The sequence below is a fragment of the Bacteroides sp. M10 genome (genome assembly GCF_014334015.1).
Lineage (GTDB): Bacteria > Bacteroidota > Bacteroidia > Bacteroidales > Bacteroidaceae > Bacteroides > Bacteroides intestinigallinarum.
This window is the reverse complement of record NZ_CP060488.1, coordinates 4,977,100-4,997,885: the sequence shown is the minus strand read 5'-3', so window position 1 is coordinate 4,997,885 and position 20,786 is coordinate 4,977,100. Positions and strand designations below refer to the sequence as shown.

At 38.9% G+C, this 20,786-nt stretch carries 18 protein-coding genes; 1 reads left to right on the top strand and 17 read right to left on the bottom strand.

What is annotated here, in order from left to right:
• Nucleotides 1-90: 90 nt before the first annotated feature.
• The 17 genes from H8796_RS18155 to tsaD form a co-directional block, all read right to left on the bottom strand.
• Entirely contained in the window at nucleotides 91-924 is an 834-nt protein-coding gene (locus tag H8796_RS18155; protein WP_117933797.1) for a tetratricopeptide repeat protein, read from the bottom strand.
• An 18-nt stretch (nucleotides 925-942) separates the two neighbouring features.
• Nucleotides 943-2,772 (bottom strand): BatD family protein, encoded by a 1,830-nt coding sequence (locus H8796_RS18150; protein WP_117933795.1) that lies wholly within the window; start codon nucleotides 2,770-2,772, stop codon nucleotides 943-945.
• A gap of 31 nt (nucleotides 2,773-2,803) precedes the next feature.
• Nucleotides 2,804-3,526 (bottom strand): tetratricopeptide repeat protein, encoded by a 723-nt coding sequence (locus H8796_RS18145; protein WP_004295972.1) that lies wholly within the window; start codon nucleotides 3,524-3,526, stop codon nucleotides 2,804-2,806.
• A gap of 8 nt (nucleotides 3,527-3,534) precedes the next feature.
• Nucleotides 3,535-4,563 carry a VWA domain-containing protein gene (locus H8796_RS18140; protein WP_004295973.1) on the bottom strand — a complete coding sequence of 343 codons (1,029 nt, stop codon included), beginning with the start codon at nucleotides 4,561-4,563 and terminating at the stop codon, nucleotides 3,535-3,537.
• 45 nt (nucleotides 4,564-4,608) lie between these two features.
• Complete coding sequence (locus tag H8796_RS18135) at nucleotides 4,609-5,592, bottom strand: VWA domain-containing protein (protein ID WP_117933793.1); 984 nt, start codon at nucleotides 5,590-5,592, stop codon at nucleotides 4,609-4,611.
• A gap of 49 nt (nucleotides 5,593-5,641) precedes the next feature.
• Nucleotides 5,642-6,718, bottom strand: coding sequence for a hypothetical protein (locus tag H8796_RS18130; protein WP_187343848.1), 1,077 nt, complete (start codon nucleotides 6,716-6,718; stop codon nucleotides 5,642-5,644).
• Between the two features lie 11 nt (nucleotides 6,719-6,729).
• Entirely contained in the window at nucleotides 6,730-7,599 is an 870-nt protein-coding gene (locus H8796_RS18125; RefSeq protein WP_004295976.1) for a DUF58 domain-containing protein, read from the bottom strand.
• An 83-nt stretch (nucleotides 7,600-7,682) separates the two neighbouring features.
• Nucleotides 7,683-8,678: a MoxR family ATPase gene (locus H8796_RS18120; RefSeq protein ID WP_004295977.1), complete on the bottom strand. Its 996-nt coding sequence runs from the start codon at nucleotides 8,676-8,678 to the stop codon at nucleotides 7,683-7,685.
• 237 nt (nucleotides 8,679-8,915) lie between these two features.
• Nucleotides 8,916-10,331 carry an HU family DNA-binding protein gene (locus H8796_RS18115; RefSeq protein ID WP_117933789.1) on the bottom strand — a complete coding sequence of 472 codons (1,416 nt, stop codon included), beginning with the start codon at nucleotides 10,329-10,331 and terminating at the stop codon, nucleotides 8,916-8,918.
• A gap of 12 nt (nucleotides 10,332-10,343) precedes the next feature.
• Nucleotides 10,344-10,616, bottom strand: coding sequence for an HU family DNA-binding protein (locus H8796_RS18110; protein WP_004306073.1), 273 nt, complete (start codon nucleotides 10,614-10,616; stop codon nucleotides 10,344-10,346).
• Nucleotides 10,609-11,919, bottom strand: coding sequence for a 30S ribosomal protein S12 methylthiotransferase RimO (gene rimO, locus H8796_RS18105; protein ID WP_117933787.1), 1,311 nt, complete (start codon nucleotides 11,917-11,919; stop codon nucleotides 10,609-10,611). The genes H8796_RS18110 and rimO overlap by 8 nt, the downstream gene beginning before the upstream one ends.
• Nucleotides 11,916-12,875, bottom strand: coding sequence for a signal recognition particle-docking protein FtsY (ftsY, locus tag H8796_RS18100; RefSeq protein ID WP_117933785.1), 960 nt, complete (start codon nucleotides 12,873-12,875; stop codon nucleotides 11,916-11,918). The genes rimO and ftsY overlap by 4 nt, the downstream gene beginning before the upstream one ends.
• A 138-nt stretch (nucleotides 12,876-13,013) precedes the next feature.
• Nucleotides 13,014-13,172 (bottom strand): DUF4295 domain-containing protein, encoded by a 159-nt coding sequence (locus tag H8796_RS18095; protein ID WP_004295982.1) that lies wholly within the window; start codon nucleotides 13,170-13,172, stop codon nucleotides 13,014-13,016.
• Nucleotides 13,173-13,188: 16 nt separating this feature from the next.
• Nucleotides 13,189-13,377, bottom strand: coding sequence for a 50S ribosomal protein L33 (gene rpmG, locus H8796_RS18090; RefSeq protein WP_002560155.1), 189 nt, complete (start codon nucleotides 13,375-13,377; stop codon nucleotides 13,189-13,191).
• A 21-nt stretch (nucleotides 13,378-13,398) separates the two neighbouring features.
• A complete protein-coding gene (gene rpmB / locus H8796_RS18085; RefSeq protein ID WP_004295983.1) occupies nucleotides 13,399-13,659 on the bottom strand; it encodes a 50S ribosomal protein L28 in 261 nt (86 codons plus the stop codon).
• 122 nt (nucleotides 13,660-13,781) lie between these two features.
• Nucleotides 13,782-15,014 carry a competence/damage-inducible protein A gene (locus H8796_RS18080; protein ID WP_117933783.1) on the bottom strand — a complete coding sequence of 411 codons (1,233 nt, stop codon included), beginning with the start codon at nucleotides 15,012-15,014 and terminating at the stop codon, nucleotides 13,782-13,784.
• Nucleotides 15,015-15,058: 44 nt separating this feature from the next.
• On the bottom strand, nucleotides 15,059-16,078 hold the full coding sequence (tsaD, locus tag H8796_RS18075; protein WP_004306076.1) for a tRNA (adenosine(37)-N6)-threonylcarbamoyltransferase complex transferase subunit TsaD: 1,020 nt from the start codon (nucleotides 16,076-16,078) through the stop codon (nucleotides 15,059-15,061).
• 200 nt (nucleotides 16,079-16,278) lie between these two features.
• Between tsaD and H8796_RS18070 the strand changes: the two genes are divergently transcribed.
• Nucleotides 16,279-20,730, top strand: a complete 4,452-nt coding sequence (locus H8796_RS18070; protein WP_117933781.1) for a translocation/assembly module TamB domain-containing protein — start codon at nucleotides 16,279-16,281, stop codon at nucleotides 20,728-20,730.
• Nucleotides 20,731-20,786 lie beyond the last annotated feature (56 nt).

Below are 20,786 nucleotides of genomic sequence, written 5' to 3'. Positions count from 1 at the left end.
TATCACGCTATAAACTTAAGCAAAAAAAAAGATAAAACAAATTATTTGCTTATCTTTTTTTCTTGAATATATAAAATCTATTAATGACCTTTATATCACCTCGATAGCAGAAGCTGGTACCCACCCGACTTTTCCATCTTCCAGTCGAATTTCTTTCCATTCTTTCATAGAGTTGTCTTTGACACTTACCTTTCTCCCTTCATGGAGAATAAACAAGCTAGTTCCACTCTCGCTTGGAGTACTCCGTACTGTTACACTCGGATTCATTACTATCGCCTCACTTCGATTAATCAAATGCTCTTTTTGTTGCGAAGCAAAAAGATTAGAGCAAACGGTGACAATCAGCAAAATGATTCCTGATATGAATCCTATTTTCTTTAACATAATCTGTTTGGAGAATATAAAGAAATAGAGAGCGATAATCAATAGAATAAAGGAGACAATACCCCATGTGGCCCATGCATCTACACTCATACTATTTGTCAGAGATTTGATCCATGAAACAAAGAATACTTCAGGAACAGGTTCAACCTTGTCTATTGTTTTTGCACGTGCCACTTCAAGATTAGCACGGATGTCACCATTTCCTGGTTGTAATAGCAGAGCACGCTCATAATTTAAAACAGCTTTCGCTATCTCCCCTATTTTATAATAACTATTTCCCAGATTGTAATAGACGTCGGCAGCTTCTCCATTTTTCAGTAATGCTTCATATATCTGAATAGCTGCTGCATAATCTTCTTTTATATATGCGGAATCTCCTTCAGCTTTTGTTGCATCTTCCAGTGTATTACTGGAAAATGTGGTATGCGAAGCGTGGATAGAATCAACTCCATTCGTTTGTCTAGTATCAATGCTTAACGAATCTTGTCCGAAACAAGTAAGCGACATTGATAATAATATAAAAAATAATATCTTTTTCATGACATAATCTCTTCTGGGTTAATGTTTTATTGAATTCTCCATTTTGCTTATTACTTCTATTGAAGAAGAATAAACTTTATCCATAGCTTGATTCTCATCACCTGGAGCAAACCGGGCAAATTCACAATCATTCAATGCATTCAGGAATTCTTTGATTAGTTCCTCATTTACTCCGTGATTTCTTAGTTTCTCTTCAATATTATCTTTAGATAAACGAGATACCGGAATATTCAGTTTGTCACTTATATATCCCCACAATGCCTTTAATACCTCATCGTAGAAAGCATCTTTTTTATTTTCGGAGAGTAATTTTCCTGCAAGCTTCATACGCTTCGTTGCCACTTTATTTGCTTTCTTCGTACGCATTTTAGCAACATTTGCATTTTCAGCAGCTTGCTTACGATAAATAATAAAGAAAATAATAAAGGCAAGAGCCGGAATGATATAGAACAACCAATATGTCATTGAACCATAGAAGAAACTTCCTTTAGGTTGGAGAGTAACTTCATTCTGTTTGATATAACGGATGTCTTCACCTAATACTTTCAAGTCCTCTTTATTCGTGAAGTTAGCAATTACTTGATCCGCATTACCTGCACCTTTCTCAACATCTACTACATAATCTTCTGTTTTCAGTGTTTTATAAGACTTGGAGCGAATATCAAAATAGCTGAAAGATACTCCCGGAATCTTATATGTTCCGGCATGTCTCGGAATTGCCAAATATTCAATAACTTTATTGCCTGTGAGTCCTTCCCGGGTTAATCTGACTTGATTGTCTACTTTGGGATCATATACTTCAAAATCATCCGGGAATTTAATTTCCGGATTAGAAATCAACTTCAGGTTACCTGTACCGGATATTACCAGTTTAATAGTAATAGCATCATTGGTTTTCAGTTCCTTACTGTTGATAGAAGAAGATATATTGAACTCTCCCACTCCACCTGAAAAATCTGCAGGTTTACCTGTAGGAAGCGGATTGACATTGATTGCTATCTTAGGAGTGGAAATATTTTTTTTAATTTCAATGACATTACTTCCTCCATTGAAGAAGGCATCAAAAGGATCATCTGATTGCACAGGTTTTCCGATAGTCATCTGGAACTGTGCCGGATCAATATATAACTTTCCTGATTGTTGCGGGAAGAGAACAAACTGGCGATAAACCGTTGTATAGTAATTACGTCCCTGATAATGCTCCGGAGTCCATCTTGCATTGGTTGTCATTTCTATTTCTTGAGAATGGAAACCTTTAAAGTCGGGCAATTTCGCATTATTAAGTTGTAAGTTGGATTCTCTGGTGTATATTTTATAGGTTAGGACAAAAGCCTCCTGTTCATACACATTTGTTTTACTGGCACTTGCCATAATAAAAAGGTCCTGATTAGAGACACTTGTACCAGATGAGGAATGTATAGAACCACTACTACTATTATTTTGTCCGCTATTGCCACCTTGATCTTGTGGCAATACTTTAATCTTTACTGAGTTTGACACCATTTGGTCACCATCGGCAACAATGGAGGCACCGGGTATTGTGTATTCTCCGGCATTATTAGCCATTAATATGTATGTAAATGTAATACTGCTAGTAGATGTAACATTACCATTCACTATTTGAGTACTACTTTGTTGTGATCGGCTTGGACCCATCAATACATCAAAACCTTTGATTGATGGTGCCCGAAAATCTTTCACTTTTTGTGTAGTTACAATATACGACAGCCTGAATTGTTCGCCTACTACCACTGCATCAGGAGCAGAAGCAGTAAAAGACACCTTATCAGCAAACACATGAGTGCTATATGCTATCAATGCCATCAATATAATAATCAGTTTTTTCATTGCTTATGAAATTTATATCATCAACTTTATATTACCAATCTTTTTCCAAGCGACCGCCTTGCATAACTTTTTGTTGCTTCTTCACTTTATCCTGCACATCTTTCTCGTCCTGCATGACAGAATTCAGTAATTGTTCAGCATTTTCCTTTGACATCTGATTATCTTGTTTCTTTTCAGATTTCGGTGGTTGCTGCTGATCTTTCTTTTCATCTTGTTTCTGATCCTTCTGTTTGTCTTTATTCTGGTCCTGTTTCTGATCTTGTTTTTGCTGATCTTTGTTTTGGTCCTGATTTTGATCTTGATTCTGCTGATTTTGTTGGTCTTTCAGCATTTTCTGTGCAAGAGCCAAATTGTACCGGGTTTCATGATCGGTAGGATTATTACGCAGTGACATTTTATATGCATCTACAGCTTTGGCATAGTCTTTACCAGCCTGGAAAATTACCCCCATATTGTGATAAATATGGGCGAGTTTCATTTTATCTTTTTCTATTTTGCTGGCCGATACATATTGTTCCATGGCATCCTGAAACTTTTGCTGTTGCGAAAGGGTATTTCCCAGATTATACATGGATACCGTAGACTTGGGATTAGCTTCCAAGGCCTTCCGGTAGTTCACCTCTGCATCAACAAATACGCTATCATTAAACAGACGGTTTCCCTTACGGATATAGTCGCGTTCTGCTTTCTGAGCCGATACACCAGCTGCCGCTAACAGAAATACAGCGAATAGAATATATTTACTTTTTAACATACGTATAACTATTTCTTATTAGAAAACAGGTGAATGTTCTTAAATAAAGGATTTTTGCGATCCAGAATTAAGATTTCTGCCAATAACAATAGTAGAATAACCCATGCAATAGCCTGGAATTGTTCGTTAAACTCCGTATATACTTTCGACTCTACATCAGATTTCGCCATTTTATTCACTTCTTGATTGATGGCCTTTTGGGCTGAATTAGAATTATCTACTCGTACATATATACCTTTTCCTTCTTTTGCAATTTCCTGACACATAGCTTCATTCAAACGGGTAACAATCACATTACCTTCCCGGTCGCGGCGGTAATCATTCGTTCCTTCCACCGGTATTGGAGCGCCATCAGGCATACCTACTCCCAATACACTTACTTGAATACCCTTTTCTGCCGCAGCTTTGGCAGCTTCTACTGCACCACCTTCATGATTTTCACCATCAGTAATAACAATAATGGCCCGTCCTACCCCTTCTTGCGGGGTGAAACTACGGGCTGCCAGATTGATTGCTTCCCCAATAGCTGTACCCTGTTTAGAAATCAACGAAGGACTAATGGATTCTAAGAACATCTTAGCAGAAATATAGTCACTTGTAATTGGCAGCTGTGTAAAAGCGTCACCGGCAAATACAATCATACCTACCTTATCATTATCAAGCTCATCTACTAATCTGGATATTAATCTTTTTGCTTTTTCTAAACGGCTAGGCTGTACATCCTGCGCTAACATAGAGTTTGAAATGTCCAAAGCAATAATTACCTCTACTCCCTTGCGTTTAACCGTTTCCAGTTTTGAACCGAATTGAGGGCGTGCCAGTAATACGGAGAACAAACCAATAGCAACAAAAATAATCCAGAATTTTACATCCGGACGATATTTGGATACGTCAGGCATTAACTGAGCCAACAAAGTCGGATCTCCGAAACGTCGGATATTCTTTCTCCTCTTGTAATTGGAATACAAGTAGAAAGCTGCTAAAAAAGGTAATAGCAGCAATAAATATAAATATGTAGGTTCTCCAAATCGAAACATCTTCTTACTATTTTATGATTGGCAAATAACGATTGACAAACATCCTTATGGAATTTTCTTGAGTACCGAATTACGTAATAGTACTTCCAACAAGACACAGAGGAAAGCTGCTAAAGCAAACCAATGATATTCTTCGTCCCGCTTACTATACTCTTTTACATTCAGTTTCGTCTTTTCCAGTTTATCAATTTCTTCATATACTTCTTTAAGCTTCGAGTTGCTCGTAGCCCGGAAATAGTTACCATCTGTCGTTCCGGCGATCTCTGTCAATGTCTTTTCATCAATTTCTACCGGCATACTTACATATTGCACTGTATTTCCGACTGGATAAGGATAAGGAGCCATTCCATTGGTACCTACTCCGATGGTATATACACGAATACCGAAGCTTTTTGCTATTTCTGCCGCTGTCATAGGCGAAATATCTCCCTTGTTATTAGTACCATCCGTCAATAGGATAATAACTTTGGATTTCGCTTTGCTATCTTTTAAGCGGGTTACAGCATTTGCAATACCCATACCGACAGCAGTACCGTCAGTGATAAGACCACATTTGATATTATGTATCATATCCAACAATACAGCATGGTCTACAGTCAACGGACATTGGGTGAAAGTTTCTCCTGCAAATAATGTAATACCGATATTATCATTGGGACGTCCATTGATAAACTTTGCAGCTACGTCTTTAGCAGCTTCCAGTCTGTTCGGCTTCAAGTCTTCAGCCAGCATACTGGTAGAAACGTCGATAGCCAGCATAATATCAATTCCTTCTATCTCACTGTTCTGCCACTTATTAGTAGTTTGCGGGCGTGCAAGAACCAAAATAACCAGTACTAAAGCAAGGCAGCGTAATAGAAATGGAACATGCAACAAATAATTCTTATAACTTTTAGGTGTATGTGCATATACCCGGGCATCTGAAATTTGAAGAGTTGCTTCACTTTTCTTTTGCTTGAGGATATACCATACAATATACGGTATAAGCAATAATAGCAAAAACAGATATTCAATATTGGCAAAAACCATTTTATTTATGATTTAACAGTTTACTATTTAGTATTAAGCTATACATCCTTTATACAAAAAGATTGTATAACTGTAGACCTATATATATAAAGGTACCGATCAATGCTGCTGATAACAATGCAATTCCACAAATCAGCATGGCTTTAACACGTAAAGAGCGTTTCTCAATGATTGTGATTTCCGTTGGTTGCGGCTTCTGATTTTCCTCTTCCGGTTGCTTGGTCTCATTGATAAAATCAATGGCATTAATCAAATTGGCATCGTTCTCATTCATCTGAGGATTATGTTTGGCGAACTTCACTAAATCAGCAGTCTGGAACAATAGTTTTAGGTCTGATATGGCTTCTTTATCATTCATTTCCAGTAACTGATCGATTATTTCAGAAGAAGTCATTTCCAATGCATTAAATCCGAAACGGTCCTTAATATATGTACGAATAGCATCGGTAAGTTCGGTATAGTACTCCTTCGATTGCCCTTTCTGCCATACCTTCTCTGTCTTGATACGTTCTATCTCTTTCATTGCAGCCTGATGTGGCGGCAATTTAGGTTCAACTTTAATTTTACGGATAATCGGTTTATTATCACGTATACGAACAATCAGATAGATCAGCAGGCCAAGCAAAGGTAAAGCCAAGAATGAACAAGCGATCAATCCATACCAGTCTTCCCATGCGAAAGGAGCTTTCATCACAGGTTTTTGTCCGAAGAACTGGTCCGGATGTAAGGTGTCAACCGGCATTGAATATACTTTTAATGCCAAAGCTTTGGAGTTGTACACTTTCCCATCTACGGTAACCGGCATTGGCGGCAGATAATATAGAGCAGAGTCAAAAGAAGTGATAATGTACTCCTGCGTAATCACCATCCGCTGACGATCATTCAGGAATTGTGTATCTGGTTTGACTGTTTCTATAATTTCCACACCTCTTATCAGTGTATCAGTGTAAGCAGGAAAAATAGCACGCTGTTTGGCATCCATGGCTACTTGCAATTGCACTTTCGCCTGTTCGCCGATCAGTATCTGCAGTGAATCAATTTTTGCTTCTACTGTAACAGACTGTGCTACTGCTTTACTGACAAACAATAGACCTAATAATGCTATCAGAATAATATTTCTATTCATCTTTGATTCCATTAATTTCGTTTGGCAAATAAATTCAACAATGCCTTTACGTAATCCTGATCGGTTCTGACGGATACAGCATCTACGTTGCTTTTGGTAAAAGTATCGTTCAGTTCAGTCTGCTTTTGTATCCACCAGTCGCGATGTGCCCGGCGTACAGCTTTGGAAGAGGTGTCAATCCATTGTTCATGTCCAGTTTCTGCATCTTTGATTCGCATCAGTCCTACTGGAGGGAGATCACTGACTCTCCTGTCGTATACTTGCAATGCTACTACATCATGTTTCCTGTTAGCAATGGTCAGCGCATTCTTAAAGCTTTCCTGGTCAATAAAATCTGATAAGATAAATGCAGTGCAACGTCTTTTCATTACGTTTGTCAAATATTCCAAGGCAAGACGAATATTTGTGCGACGGCTTTCCGGTTGGAAATCAATCAATTCACGGATAATATATAAGATATGTTTACGTCCTTTCTTGGGAGGAATAAACTTCTCTATCCGGTCTGAAAAGAAAATCACACCTATTTTATCATTATTCTGGATGGCAGAGAAAGCAAGAGTAGCAGCGATTTCCGTCACCATATCTTTCTTTAACTGCTTGATCGTACCAAATTCCAAACTTCCGGAAACATCAACCATTAACATAACTGTCAGTTCACGTTCTTCTTCAAACACTTTCACATAAGGTTTATTGAAGCGCGCAGTCACATTCCAGTCTATGTCACGTATATCATCACCGAATTGATATTCACGGACTTCCGAAAATGACATACCCCTACCTTTGAAAGCCGAATGATACTGGCCTGCAAAGATATTGTTAGACAATCCTCGTGTCTTTATTTCAATTTGGCGAACTTTTTTTAGTATTTCACTTGTTTCCATTTATACAGTAGTTAATTAGTAGGTAGTTAAGTAGTCATGCATAGATACTTATGACTACTTATTGACTGTATTATAACTACAAATTAGGGCACTTCAACCTTATTCAGAATCTTACTGATGATTTCGTCCGAAGTCATGTTGTTAGCTTCAGCTTCGTATGTCAATCCGATACGGTGACGAAGAACATCATGTGCTACAGCACGTACATCTTCCGGAATAACATAGCCGCGACGTTTGATGAATGCATACGTACGAGCAGCTAAAGCCAGATTGATAGACGCACGAGGTGAACCTCCGAATCCGATCATATCTTTCAGTTCCTTGAGGTCATATTTTTCTGGGAAACGAGTTGCAAATACGATATCTACAATATAACGCTCGATCTTCTCATCCAGATAGACTTGACGAACAACCTTACGTGCTTCAATAATTTCATCCGCTCTTAGAATAGGTTTCACATTGAACTTCTCACCATTGATATTCTGACGAATAATCAATTTTTCTTCTTCCAACTTCGGATAATCAATGACTACTTTCAGCATGAAACGGTCAACCTGTGCTTCAGGAAGCGGATAAGTACCTTCCTGTTCGATAGGGTTCTGAGTTGCCAATACAAGGAAAGGTTCCGGTAACATGAATGTTTCTTTACCAATAGTAACCTGACGTTCCTGCATTGCTTCCAGCAAAGCACTTTGTACTTTTGCAGGAGCACGGTTAATTTCATCAGCTAATACAAAGTTTGCGAAAATAGGTCCGCGCTGCACTTTAAAAGATTCATCTTTCTGACTGTAAACCATTGTACCGATAACGTCTGCAGGCAATAAGTCCGGCGTAAACTGGATACGGCTATATTTCGCATCAATCAGAGAAGCGAGTGTCTTAATAGCCAAAGTTTTCGCCAAACCAGGCACACCTTCCAAGAGGACGTGGCCATCGGAAAGTAATCCGATAAGCAGTGATTCAACCAAATGTTTCTGACCAACAATGATTTGGTCCATACCTGTCGTAAGATTGGTAACGAAAGCACTTTGTCTTTCAATCCGCTCATTTAGCTCGCGGATATCAATTGATTCAGCCATAAATACTTAATATTTTATTATTTAAATCCCATTAATTTTATGTAAGCCTTGCCTGTGTCATAAGGCTTTTTATTTTGCCCCAAAAGTACGCCATATAATTAACGATTGCAACTAATTTTTATTAAAAAACAATGCGAAATCTTTAGATTAAGGTACTTTCATACGCTTTTGTACATCCATAACACTTCACCCGACCAATACAGGATTTGCATGGTCGGGTGAATGGATTATAACTACTTATTCTTTTGTAAGTTCCGGTATTTCAATAGTTGTGCCATACGGTACATTGTTGGGGTTCTTAATAACCTTCGGATTGTGTTTCACAATGTATGGCCACATTGCCTTTGTACCATAAAAACGCAAGGAAACCCTAGTCAAAGTTTCTCCTTCTTTGATTGTATATTTTGTCTTGGTTCCTGTAATCTTATAAGATGCTGAATCCAGATAGGCAGAAGTAGCAGGTTGTTGTGTAACCGTTTGAGGTTCTGCTTTGACAGGAATAGCTTCTTCTTTTTTGGCAACCGGTTGTGTCGTGGTAGCGACTTTGGATACATCAGGCGTTATTACCTTTGTGGTATCCTTATGTGCAATCGTATCAGAAAGCTGTGCTTCCGGTTGAACGGGTTGAGTGGTCACAGGCGGCATATCCAGTGCATTCTTGTCAGATGAAGAAGAGAATAAATCCGGATAATAAATAAAAAGAATGACACCTCCGCATAATAACAAAACGACTACAATAACAGCTATTAAATAAGGTACAGGAGATTTTTCCTTCACTGGGGCTGTCTTTTTAGAAACCGGTTGGGATACTTGTTCCAGTTGGACCGGTTTTATCGTTTCTTTTTCAGCAGGAGGCACTATGGGAGTCACAGGTTGTAGATTTGCTTTTAGAAGCTCTTGTTCTATAATCTTTTCGGCAGTGATCTCTTCTTTTTCTTCTTCAATAGATGCTGCTTGCTGCTCATCGATTATCATTTCCTCTTCCGGAACCTCTTCATCTTCCAGCTGTTCTACCTTTTCTTCGATATCAGTCTCTGTAATGGCTTCTTCGGGCTCTTTAGGAGACGTCTGTTCTGTCGATTCCTGTGCTATTGCAGATTCCTCAGTAATAGCAGGTTCTTCAATGGACTCTTCCACAAGTGGCTGACTGGCTATTTGCTCTTCCTGAATCGGCTCTTCTTCCGAAAGACCATCATCAGTACCTTCATTTTCTTCTATCACAGTAGTTTCAGAGTCATCACCTATCTCATTCAAGACTGCCTGTGCTGACGCTTCCTCTCCTGTTTCTTCTTCCTCAGTCTCTTCTATCGGAGTATCTTCCAGAATTGTATTTTCATTCAATACAACAGTCTCAAAGTGTGCAAAAGGTTTATTTATCGTATCCCTTAGATTTGCATCCGGAGAAAATGAGACTTTCGTATGTCCTTTTATCTGGAAACGCTCTCCTGTGTTGACATTGACACTTTCCCGGCTATCTACATCAATAAGTTTGAAAGTTCCCAATCCTTTGATTTTTACAGTCTTTTCGTTCTCCAAGGCTTGTTCTATCAAGAGGAAAAACTCTTTAACAAACGCTTCGGCGTCTTTCTTGGTCATGCTATGTTTGGCTGCCAATAAGTCAGTAAGGTCTTGAATTGTTAGTCTTTCATTCATAACGGGAAATATTTATTTAAACTTATCTTTCAATGTATTGCTAGGTCTATACGATAATACCAATTTAGGTGGAACCAGCATGCGTTGTTTGCTTGCCGGGTTGATTGAAATCCGTTCCGCTTTCTTTTTCACTTCAAAAGAACCGAATCCTTGAATTGCAATCACATTACCTTCTTCCAATTCTTGTGTCATACTGGACAACAAAGAATTCATCAATTCGGAAGTATCCTTGATTGTGTATCCCAATCTTTCCGCTAGTTCGGATGTAAATTCCTTATTATTCATAGTCATTTATAATCTTTGCATATAAATCAAAATCGTCCGCATTCACCACTTCTACCTGATAAAACTGTCCGATCTTAAGTTCTCTCTCTGAACGATCAATCAATACTTCCGGATCTACTTCCGGTGAATCAAATTCTGTCCGTCCGATATAATAATCTCCTTCTAGGCGATCGATGATAACTTTCATCTGTTTGCCGATCTTTTCTGCACTTAACTCTGCCGAAATACCTTGCTGGATATCCATCAATTCATCAAGTCGGGCTTGTTTAACCTCTTGTGGAATAGAATCTTCGTATGTTTCTGCAGCATAAGTCCCTTCTTCTTCGGAATATGCGAAAGCACCCATTCGATCAAAACGTACTTTACGTACAAATTCTTTGAGATCTTCGAAGTCTTCCTCTGTTTCTCCGGGATGTCCTACCATTAAAGTCGTCCTCAGGTGAATACCCGGCACTTCTTTACGGAATTGTTCGATCAATTGGTAAGTATCCTCTTTGCTCACTTGTCGGCGCATTAACTTCAACATATTGTCACTGATGTGCTGAAGGGCAATGTCCATGTATTTGCATACATTGTCACGTTCGCGCATAACCCGGAATAAATCTGTTGGAAAATGTGCTGGATAAGCATAATGCAAGCGAATCCATTCCACCCCGGGGATATCAGAAATACGCTCAATCAATTCCGGAAGCATTTGTTTCTTATACCGGTCGATCCCATAATAAGTCAATTCTTGTGCGATCACCTGAAATTCCTTCACGCCTTGCGATACCAGGTATCGTACTTCGTCCAGAATTTCTTCTATTGGCTTGGAAATATGGTGTCCTGTAATAATGGGAATAGCACAATAAGAACATTTACGATCACATCCTTCTGAAATTTTCAGGTAAGCATAATGCTGGGGAGTTGTCAATGTCCGTTCGATATATAATTCATCGTGATAGACCTTTCCCAAGTCCTGCAAAAGCTCCTTCCAATTAAACTTCCCGTAAAATTTGTCTACCTGCGGTATCTCAACAGCTAATTCCTTGAGATAGCGTTCGGAAAGACAACCCATCACGAAAAGTTTCTTTAAATCCCCTTCTTCTTTTCTTTCAGCGAACTCCAGAATCATATTAATGGATTCTTCTTTGGCATCACCAATGAACCCACATGTATTGATTACCGCAATTTCCCCTTGCGGATTTTCAGTGTCATGAGTTATGCTGTATCCGACTTCCTCCAATTGGCGCATTAGCTGCTCGGAGTCAACCAGATTTTTAGAACATCCTAAAGTAATAATATCTATTGTTTTTCTTTTCATGCATTTTCTCCAAACAAGGAATCAACGAATTCATTTTTACGGAATACCTGCAGGTCTTCCATGCCTTCGCCTAGTCCGATATACTTAACAGGAATCTTGAATTGATCGGAAATACCAATCACAACACCACCTTTGGCGGTTCCATCAAGCTTAGTGATGGCCATAGCGGTAACTTCCGTCGCCAAAGTAAATTGTTTGGCTTGCTCAAATGCATTTTGTCCGGTGGAACCGTCCAGTACCAATAAAACTTCATCCGGTGCATCAGGCACTACCTTTTTCATCACATTCTTAATTTTGGTCAGTTCGTTCATTAAGCCTACCTTATTATGCAGACGACCGGCTGTATCAATAATAACCACATCTGCGTTATTGGCAACGGCCGAACTAAGAGTGTCATAAGCCACAGATGCGGGATCTGCTCCCATTTTCTGTTTAACTACGGGAACTCCTACCCGCTCTCCCCAAATCATTAGCTGTTCCACAGCTGCAGCGCGGAAAGTGTCAGCGGCTCCCAAGTAAACGGATTTACCTGCTTTCTTGAATTGATAAGCCAGTTTACCAATGGTTGTAGTTTTACCTACCCCATTTACTCCCACAACCATAATGACATAAGGTTTTCTTGCGATGAGTACGTCGAAATCAGCTACATCATCCGAATTATTTTCAGTAAGCAAAGCTGCTATTTCGTCACGTAATATAAGATTCAGTTCCTGAGTATTTACATACTTATCTGCAGCAGCACGTTTTTCGATGCGCTTGATAATATTTAAAGTTGTTTCTACACCTACGTCAGATGTAATCAGTACTTCTTCCAGATTATCTAATACTTCATCGTCTACTTTTGACTTGCCAGCCACAGCACGAGCTATTTTACTGAATACGCTCTCTTTGGTTTTAGATAATCCTTTATCTAAAGTTTCCTTCTTCTCCTTTGAAAAAAAACTAAAAAATCCCATATTTACACTTGTTTGTATAATACATTTGCTACAAAGATATAACAAAGGATTGGAAAAGTAAAAAAAGAAGCAATAAAAAATCCCCTCATTGTTCGCCAATGAGAGGATTTTGCAGTTATAGCGTATATGCTATTTCGATTATTTTTTGAAAAAGTCTTGTACTTTTTCATTAGGAACCATTTGTTCATCAAAAACGTATGCTCCAGTTTTCGGAGATTTTACCATTTTGATAACCTTGGTATAAGCACGACCTTCTTTAGAACCTTCGTGCAAACTTGCTACTGTTTTCTTTGCCATGGGTTATACTACTTTATTATTTAATTTCCTTGTGTACTGTTACTCTCTTCAGAATCGGGTTGTATTTTTTCAACTCAAGTCTTTCTGTAGTATTCTTTCTATTCTTAGTTGTGATATAACGAGATGTTCCCGGCATTCCACTGTCTTTGTGTTCTGTACATTCCAGAATCACTTGCACTCTGTTACCTTTTGCTTTCTTTGCCATTGTAAGTTTTCTCCTCTACGTTTAGCCGATTACTTTAATGCTTTTCCAATCACAATAACCTTTAGCCACTGCTTCAGTCAGCGCAGCATCCAGTCCTTTTTTGTTGATAATACGCAACCCGTTAGCACAAATGCTAAGGCTGATCCAACAATCTTGTTCTACATAATAGAACTTTTTGTTAAACAAGTTCAAATCAAAGGTTCTTTTAGTTCTTCTCTTTGAGTGTGAAACATTGTTGCCAATCATGGCTTTCTTTCCGGTAATTTGACAAATCTTCGACATTTCTATCTTATTTTTATAGTTTTATATCTATACTTCTTTCAAACAGGACGCAAAGTAAGCACTTTTATCCGTATAAAACAAGAATTTCCTAAAATAATTCACTTCCAGGCACCTATTTTTCTTTATTTGAGTAAATCACAGAGCATTAATAGTGCATTATTGCCTGCTCTTTCGATATTCATGCTTCTTCCGCGGTTCGTTTCCTGTTTGTAAGTACGAATTTCGTTTTTATAACCAGCAGCTATCCAAACAGTTCCCACCGGCTTCTCGGGAGTACCCCCTCCAGGGCCTGCTATCCCTGAAGTAGCAACGGCGCAATCGGTTTTTAGTGCTTTCATCGCACCTTTTACCATTTCAATCACAGTTTCTTCGCTGACGGCCCCATGTTGCTCCAATGTCTCGGAGGAAACGTGTAAAAGTCCCATTTTTACTTCATTTGAATAGGCTACTACGCTTCCGTTAAAATATTCAGAACTACCGGCAATGGAGGTCAAACGTGCGGCAATACTGCCTCCTGTACAACTTTCTGCGGTGGAAACGGTCAATTTCTTCTTTTTTAAAAGTTCACCGACTATAACTTCCAAAGGCGTATCTTCTTCACTGAAAATGTCTTCACCAAGTATTTCCTCTAATTTTACCTTTTCACGTTCAAGAAGAACTTTTACTTCTTCCCTGTTTTGTCCGCGCCCTGTCAGTCTAAGACGAATAATCCCCAGCTTAGGTAAATATGCCAATTTGATACATTCCGGCAGAGCACTCTCCCACGGTTCCAGTTTTTCTGCCAATACGGATTCCGGATAGTGTTGTACAAGAAATGTTTGATGCATAATCACATCCGTTTGAAATCTCTCGTGCAGTTTAGGTAATACACTTTCTGTCATTACGGCAGTCATCTCTTGCGGAACGCCCGGCATGGAAACAAGTACCTTTTCATCTCTTTCGAACCAGCTGACAGAAGCACTTCCTACAGGATTATTTATCACAGTACAATCTTTCGGAACCATTGCCTGGCTTTTGTTGAGTGCATTCATTGGGATTTTCCCTGCCAGTACCCGTTTTACGTTTTCGAATACTTCTTCACTGAAAACCAGTTCCGTATGAAAGTATTTGCATAAAGTTTGTTTGGTGATATCGTCTTTGGTAGGTCCGAGTCCTCCGGTTACTAAAACAATATTCACCCTTTCCATCGCATTATCAATCGCTTCCAAGATTTCCTTTTCCCGATCACGGATTGAAACAATACGAAGAACCTCGATGCCTATTTTATTTAATTCTTGCCCCATCCAGGCTGAATTAGTGTCGACAACCTGTCCTATCAACAGTTCGTCGCCAATGGTTATTATTTCGGCAAACATACTTCTTAGTTTTTATCCTATTATATATAATAAGGTATACCCAATTATAACGTCACACGAGAATAAGCCGGAAGATCAATAGAACAAAAGTCCTTATCCAGATATTTGAAATATCCGGTAATGGCGATCATGGCTGCATTATCAGTCGTATAACTGAATTTAGGGATAAAAATGTTCCAGCCATATTTCTCGGCATGTTCCCGGAAAGCATTACGCAATCCATTATTTGCAGAAACTCCTCCGGCCACAGCTATTTCATTAATCTTATACTCTTTAGCGGCTTTTCGTAATTTATCCATCAGAATATCCACTACAGTAGCCTCCAATGATGCTGCAAGATCTACTTTATGGTGCTCTATGAAATCGGGATCTTCCTTTAACCAGTCGCGTAATGAATATAAAAAGGAAGTTTTCAATCCACTGAAACTGTAATCCAGACCAGGGATATGCGGTTTGCTGAATGTAAAAGCTTTCGGATTTCCCTGACGAGCCAGTTTGTCAATGATCGGTCCGCCGGGATAACCAAGTCCCATCACCTTAGAGCATTTATCAATAGCTTCACCTGCGGCATCGTCAATAGTCTGTCCAAGAATCTCCATATCATTATAGGCTTTGACCAGTATGATTTGTGAATTTCCTCCGGATACCAGCAAACAGAGAAATGGGTAAACAGGTTGCCTCTCCTCTTCTCCTTCTGCTTTAATAAAATGAGCTAAAACATGTCCGGTCAAATGATTAACATCAATCATTGGAATGTTTAAAGAACGAGCGAATCCTTTTGCAAAGGAGACTCCAACAAGCAAAGACCCCATCAATCCCGGTCCGCGAGTGAAAGCTACTGCGCTCAACTCTTCTTTGGTGACGCCGGCACGTTTTAATGCTTCATGTACTACCGGTACGATGTTTTGTTGGTGTGCCCGTGAAGCCAATTCGGGTACTACTCCGCCGTATGCTTCATGTACGGCTTGACTTGATACCACATTTGACAGCAAATAACCATCCTTGATTACGGCTGCCGACGTATCGTCACAGGAGGATTCAATTCCTAAAATTATTGCACTCATAAGTATTTAAACTATTAAACGGTGCAAAAGTAATCATAAAACTACGATTCGTAACGAACTATTTTATATTTTTGTTCGCAAAATAAAAGTTATCGCATATCAGAACGCTGAAAAAGACTGTACGCTGGGTAGTAGGTATTGTACTGGGAGTATATATCGGGACTATTGTTTTGCTGAATATACCAAACATTCAGCAAGCAATGAGTGTATTTGTAGCTGAAGAACTTTCCGAAGTTTTAAATACAAAGGTAGTAATTGGTAGAATTAATATCGGTCTATTGAACCGTATTATTATTGATGATGTATTGCTTGACGATCAGAGTGGTCAGGAAATGCTCAAAGTCACACGTTTGTCTGCCAAGTTCGATATTATGCCTTTTTTTAAAGGAAAGATATCCATTAGCAGTGTCCAGCTTTTCGGATTTAATATCAATCTCCGGAAAGAGACTCCGGATTCCCCTCCTAATTTTAAGTTTGTTTTGGATGCTTTTGCTTCCAAAGATACCGTGAAGAAAGAAAACTCTCTTGATTTGCGTATTAATTCCATCCTGATTCGTCGTGGAAGGATGTCTTATCATGTGTTGTCGGAAGAAGAAACACCGGGGAAATTTAACGCTAAGCATATTCAGCTTCAAAATATCATCGCTAATATATCGCTGAAGGCATTAAGTAAGGACTCTTTGAATTTAGGGATCAAGCGATTGAGCCTTGATGAAAAAGCATCCGGCTTCTCTTTGAAAAAAATGAGTTTGAAACTGGTTGCCAATAACAAGCAGACAAACATTGATAATTTTACAATAGAATTGCCCGAAACCTCTCTCAAGCTCGATACTATTCATTTGGAGTATGATAGTTTGAAAGCTTTTGACCGTTTTACAGAACAGGTGCATTTCTCTTTCCGTACTTTGCCATCGCAAGTTACTTTAAAAGATATTTCCCCTTTTGTCCCTATCCTCTCGCATTTTAAGGAACCGGTGACGTTGGACATGGAGGTGAAGGGAACTGTGGATCAGTTGACTTGTTCGCATCTGGAGATTACAGCCGATGACCGTCAGTTCCGTCTGCGAGGAGATGTATCGCTTCAGGACTTATCGCGTCCACAAGATGCGTATGTATATGGAACTCTTTCCGAACTTTCGGCCAATACGCGTGGAGTCGGTTTTTTAGTGCGTAATTTGAGCCATAATTATAATGGAGTTCCTCCTCTTCTCGAACGTTTGGGAAACGTGAGTTTCCAGGGAGAAATTTCGGGATACTTCACGGACTTAGTTACTTATGGGCAATTACAAACGAGTCTTGGAAATGTAAAGACCGACTTAAAATTGAGTTCTGATAAGACAAAAGGATTATTTGCGTATTCCGGAGCTGTCAAAACAGAGGACTTTCAACTAGGTAAATTATTGGATAATGAGGAGTTGGGAGAAATTACTTTCAATCTGGATGTACATGGCCGGCATATTGCTGACCACTTGCCTGCCGTAGAGTTGAAAGGACTGATTGCTTCGATAGATTATAGCAGATATAGATATGAGAATATCACACTGGACGGAGAATACAAACAAGGCGGATTTAATGGAAAGATAGCGTTGGATGATCCTAATGGCTCTATTTATCTGAATGGAGACGTAAATGTTGCATCCAAAGTTCCTACTTTTAATTTTCTTGCAGTAGTCAATAAAGTACGCCCACATGACTTGAATCTTACGACCAAATATCCTGATGCAGAGTTCTCTTTAAAACTGAAAGCTAATTTTACAGGTGGATCAGTGGATGAGATGATTGGAGAAATCAATGTGGATAGCTTGGAATTTACAGCTCCGGATAAAGCATATTTCATGCAGAATATGAATATCCGGGCAACCAAACAAAATGGAGAAAATCAGCTTAGATTGACTTCTGAATTCCTGAAAGCAAGCATAGAGGGAAAATTCCAATATCACACATTACCTGCCAGTATTCTGAATATTATGCGGAAATATGTGCCGTCTTTGATATTACCTCCCAAGAAGCCGATTGAAACCCATAATAACTTTTTGTTTGATATACATATATATAATACGGACATTTTATCTACGATATTTGATATACCGTTAACGGTGTATACTCATTCTACGTTGAAGGGATATTTTAATGATGCTTTACAACGCTTGCGTGTAGAGGGATATTTTCCCCGTCTGCAATATAAGAATAACTTTATTGAGTCAGGCATGATTCTGTGCGAGAATCCGGCAGATCATATTCGTGCACGGGTTCGTCTGACTAATTTGAAAAAGAAAGGGGCAGTCAATCTATCTCTGGATGCACAAGCTAAAGATGACAATGTCAGTACGACTTTGGATTGGGGAAATAATGCTGCAGCAACATATAGCGGGAAATTAGCAGCTGTTGCCAAATTTCTACGTACAAGCGGAGAAAAGTCATTGTTGAAAGCGATGGTGGATGTGAAACCTACTGACGTTATTTTAAATGATACTCTTTGGAAGATACATTCTTCGCAGGTGGTGGTCGATTCCGGACGAGTGGATGTGAATAACTTCTACTTTAGTCATCAGGATAGATATGTACGTATTAACGGCCGGCTTTCCGAGAATCCTAAAGATACTGTAAAGGTTGATCTAAAGGATATAAATATGGGATATGTATTTGATATTGCAAGTATATCCGACGATGTAAATTTTGAGGGCGATGCAACAGGAACGGCTTATGCAAGCGGAGTGCTTAAAAAGCCTATCATGAATACCCGTTTATTTATAAAGAATTTCTCACTCAATCACGGTCGTTTGGGTGAACTGGATATATATGGTGAGTGGGATAATGAAAACAGAGGTATCCGGTTGGATGCATCCATTCAGGATATATCTCCTTCTCCGTCGCGTGTCACGGGTATTATTTATCCATTAAAACCCGAGAGCGGACTTGATTTAAATATTGAAGCAAATGAATTGAATCTGAAATTCCTCGAACATTATATGAAGTCTATTGCCAATGATATTAAAGGGCGAGGAACAGGAAAAGTACATTTCTATGGAAAATTTAAAGGATTGAACCTGGATGGTGCAGTTATGACAGACGCATCTATGAATTTTGATATTTTAAACACGCATTTTGCAGTAAAAGATACTATTCATCTGGCTCCTACCGGATTGACATTCAATAATATACATATCTCTGATATGGAAGGGCATTCGGGGAGAATGAATGGATATTTGCATTTCCAGCATTTTAAGAACCTAAACTATCGTTTCGAGATACAGGCAAATAATATGCTTGTGATGAACACAAAAGAATCGACAGATATGCCTTTCTATGGTACGGTATATGGTACCGGGAATGTATTGCTCTCTGGAAACGCCATACAGGGGCTCGACGTAAATGTGGCCATGACTACAAATCGAAATACTACCTTTACCTATATTAATGGTAGTGTAGCATCGGCTACTAGCAATCAGTTTATCAAATTTGTAGATAAAACACCTCGCCGTACTATCCAGGATTCTGTTCAAGTAATCTCATATTACGAACAAATACAGCAAAAACGCCAGGAGGAGGAAGAGCAGAAAACGGATATCCGTTTGAATATTCTGGTGGATGCAACTCCCGATGCCACCATGCGAATCATTATGGACCCTATTGCCGGAGATTATATCAGCGGAAAAGGTACGGGAAATATCCGGACGGAATTTTATAATAAGGGCGATGTGAAAATGTTCGGTAATTACCGGATCAATCAAGGAGTATATAAATTTAGTTTGCAGGAAGTGATCCGTAAAGACTTTATTATCAAAGATGGAAGTACAATAACGTTCAATGGTGCACCTTTGGATGCTAATATGGACATACAAGCTTCATATACAGTGAACTCTGCCTCTTTGAATGATTTGATACCGGATGCTTCGGCTATTATACAACAACCCAATGTGCGTGTAAATTGTATCATGAATCTAAGTGGTATGCTGGTACGACCGACTATCAAACTGGGTATTGAGCTTCCGAATGAAAGAGATGAAATACAAACATTGGTACGTAATTATATCAGTACGGAAGAGCAAATGAATATGCAGATTCTTTATTTGTTGGGTATTGGCAAGTTCTATACGGAAGATGCCCGTAATAATAATCAGAATTCGAATGTGATGTCATCGGTGCTCTCATCTACTCTTTCCGGCCAGTTGAACAATGCACTTTCACAGGTCTTTGAAACGAATAACTGGAATATCGGTACGAATTTGAGTACGGGTGATAAGGGTTGGACAGATATGGAAGTAGAAGGTATCTTGTCGGGACAATTATTGAATAACCGTTTATTGATAAACGGAAACTTCGGTTATCGGGATAATCCGATGGCTAATACTAACTTTGTAGGAGACTTTGAAGCAGAATGGCTGATTACCCGTTCGGGAGATATCCGTTTGAAGGCTTATAATGAGACAAATGACCGTTATTACACAAAAACAAATTTGACTACGCAAGGTGTAGGTATTATGTATAAAAAGGATTTCAATAAATGGAGTGATCTATATTTCTGGAATAAATGGCGGTTACGCAATAAGCGGAAACGGGAAGAAACTGAAAAGGTGAAACCGCAACAAACAGACAGCATCACTGATAAAACTGCTAAATCGGCGGTGAAAAGAAAACGTGCACAAGAATAGTAAAAAATAATAAACGATGACATATCCATCAGGAATTATGTCATCGTTTGTTGTTT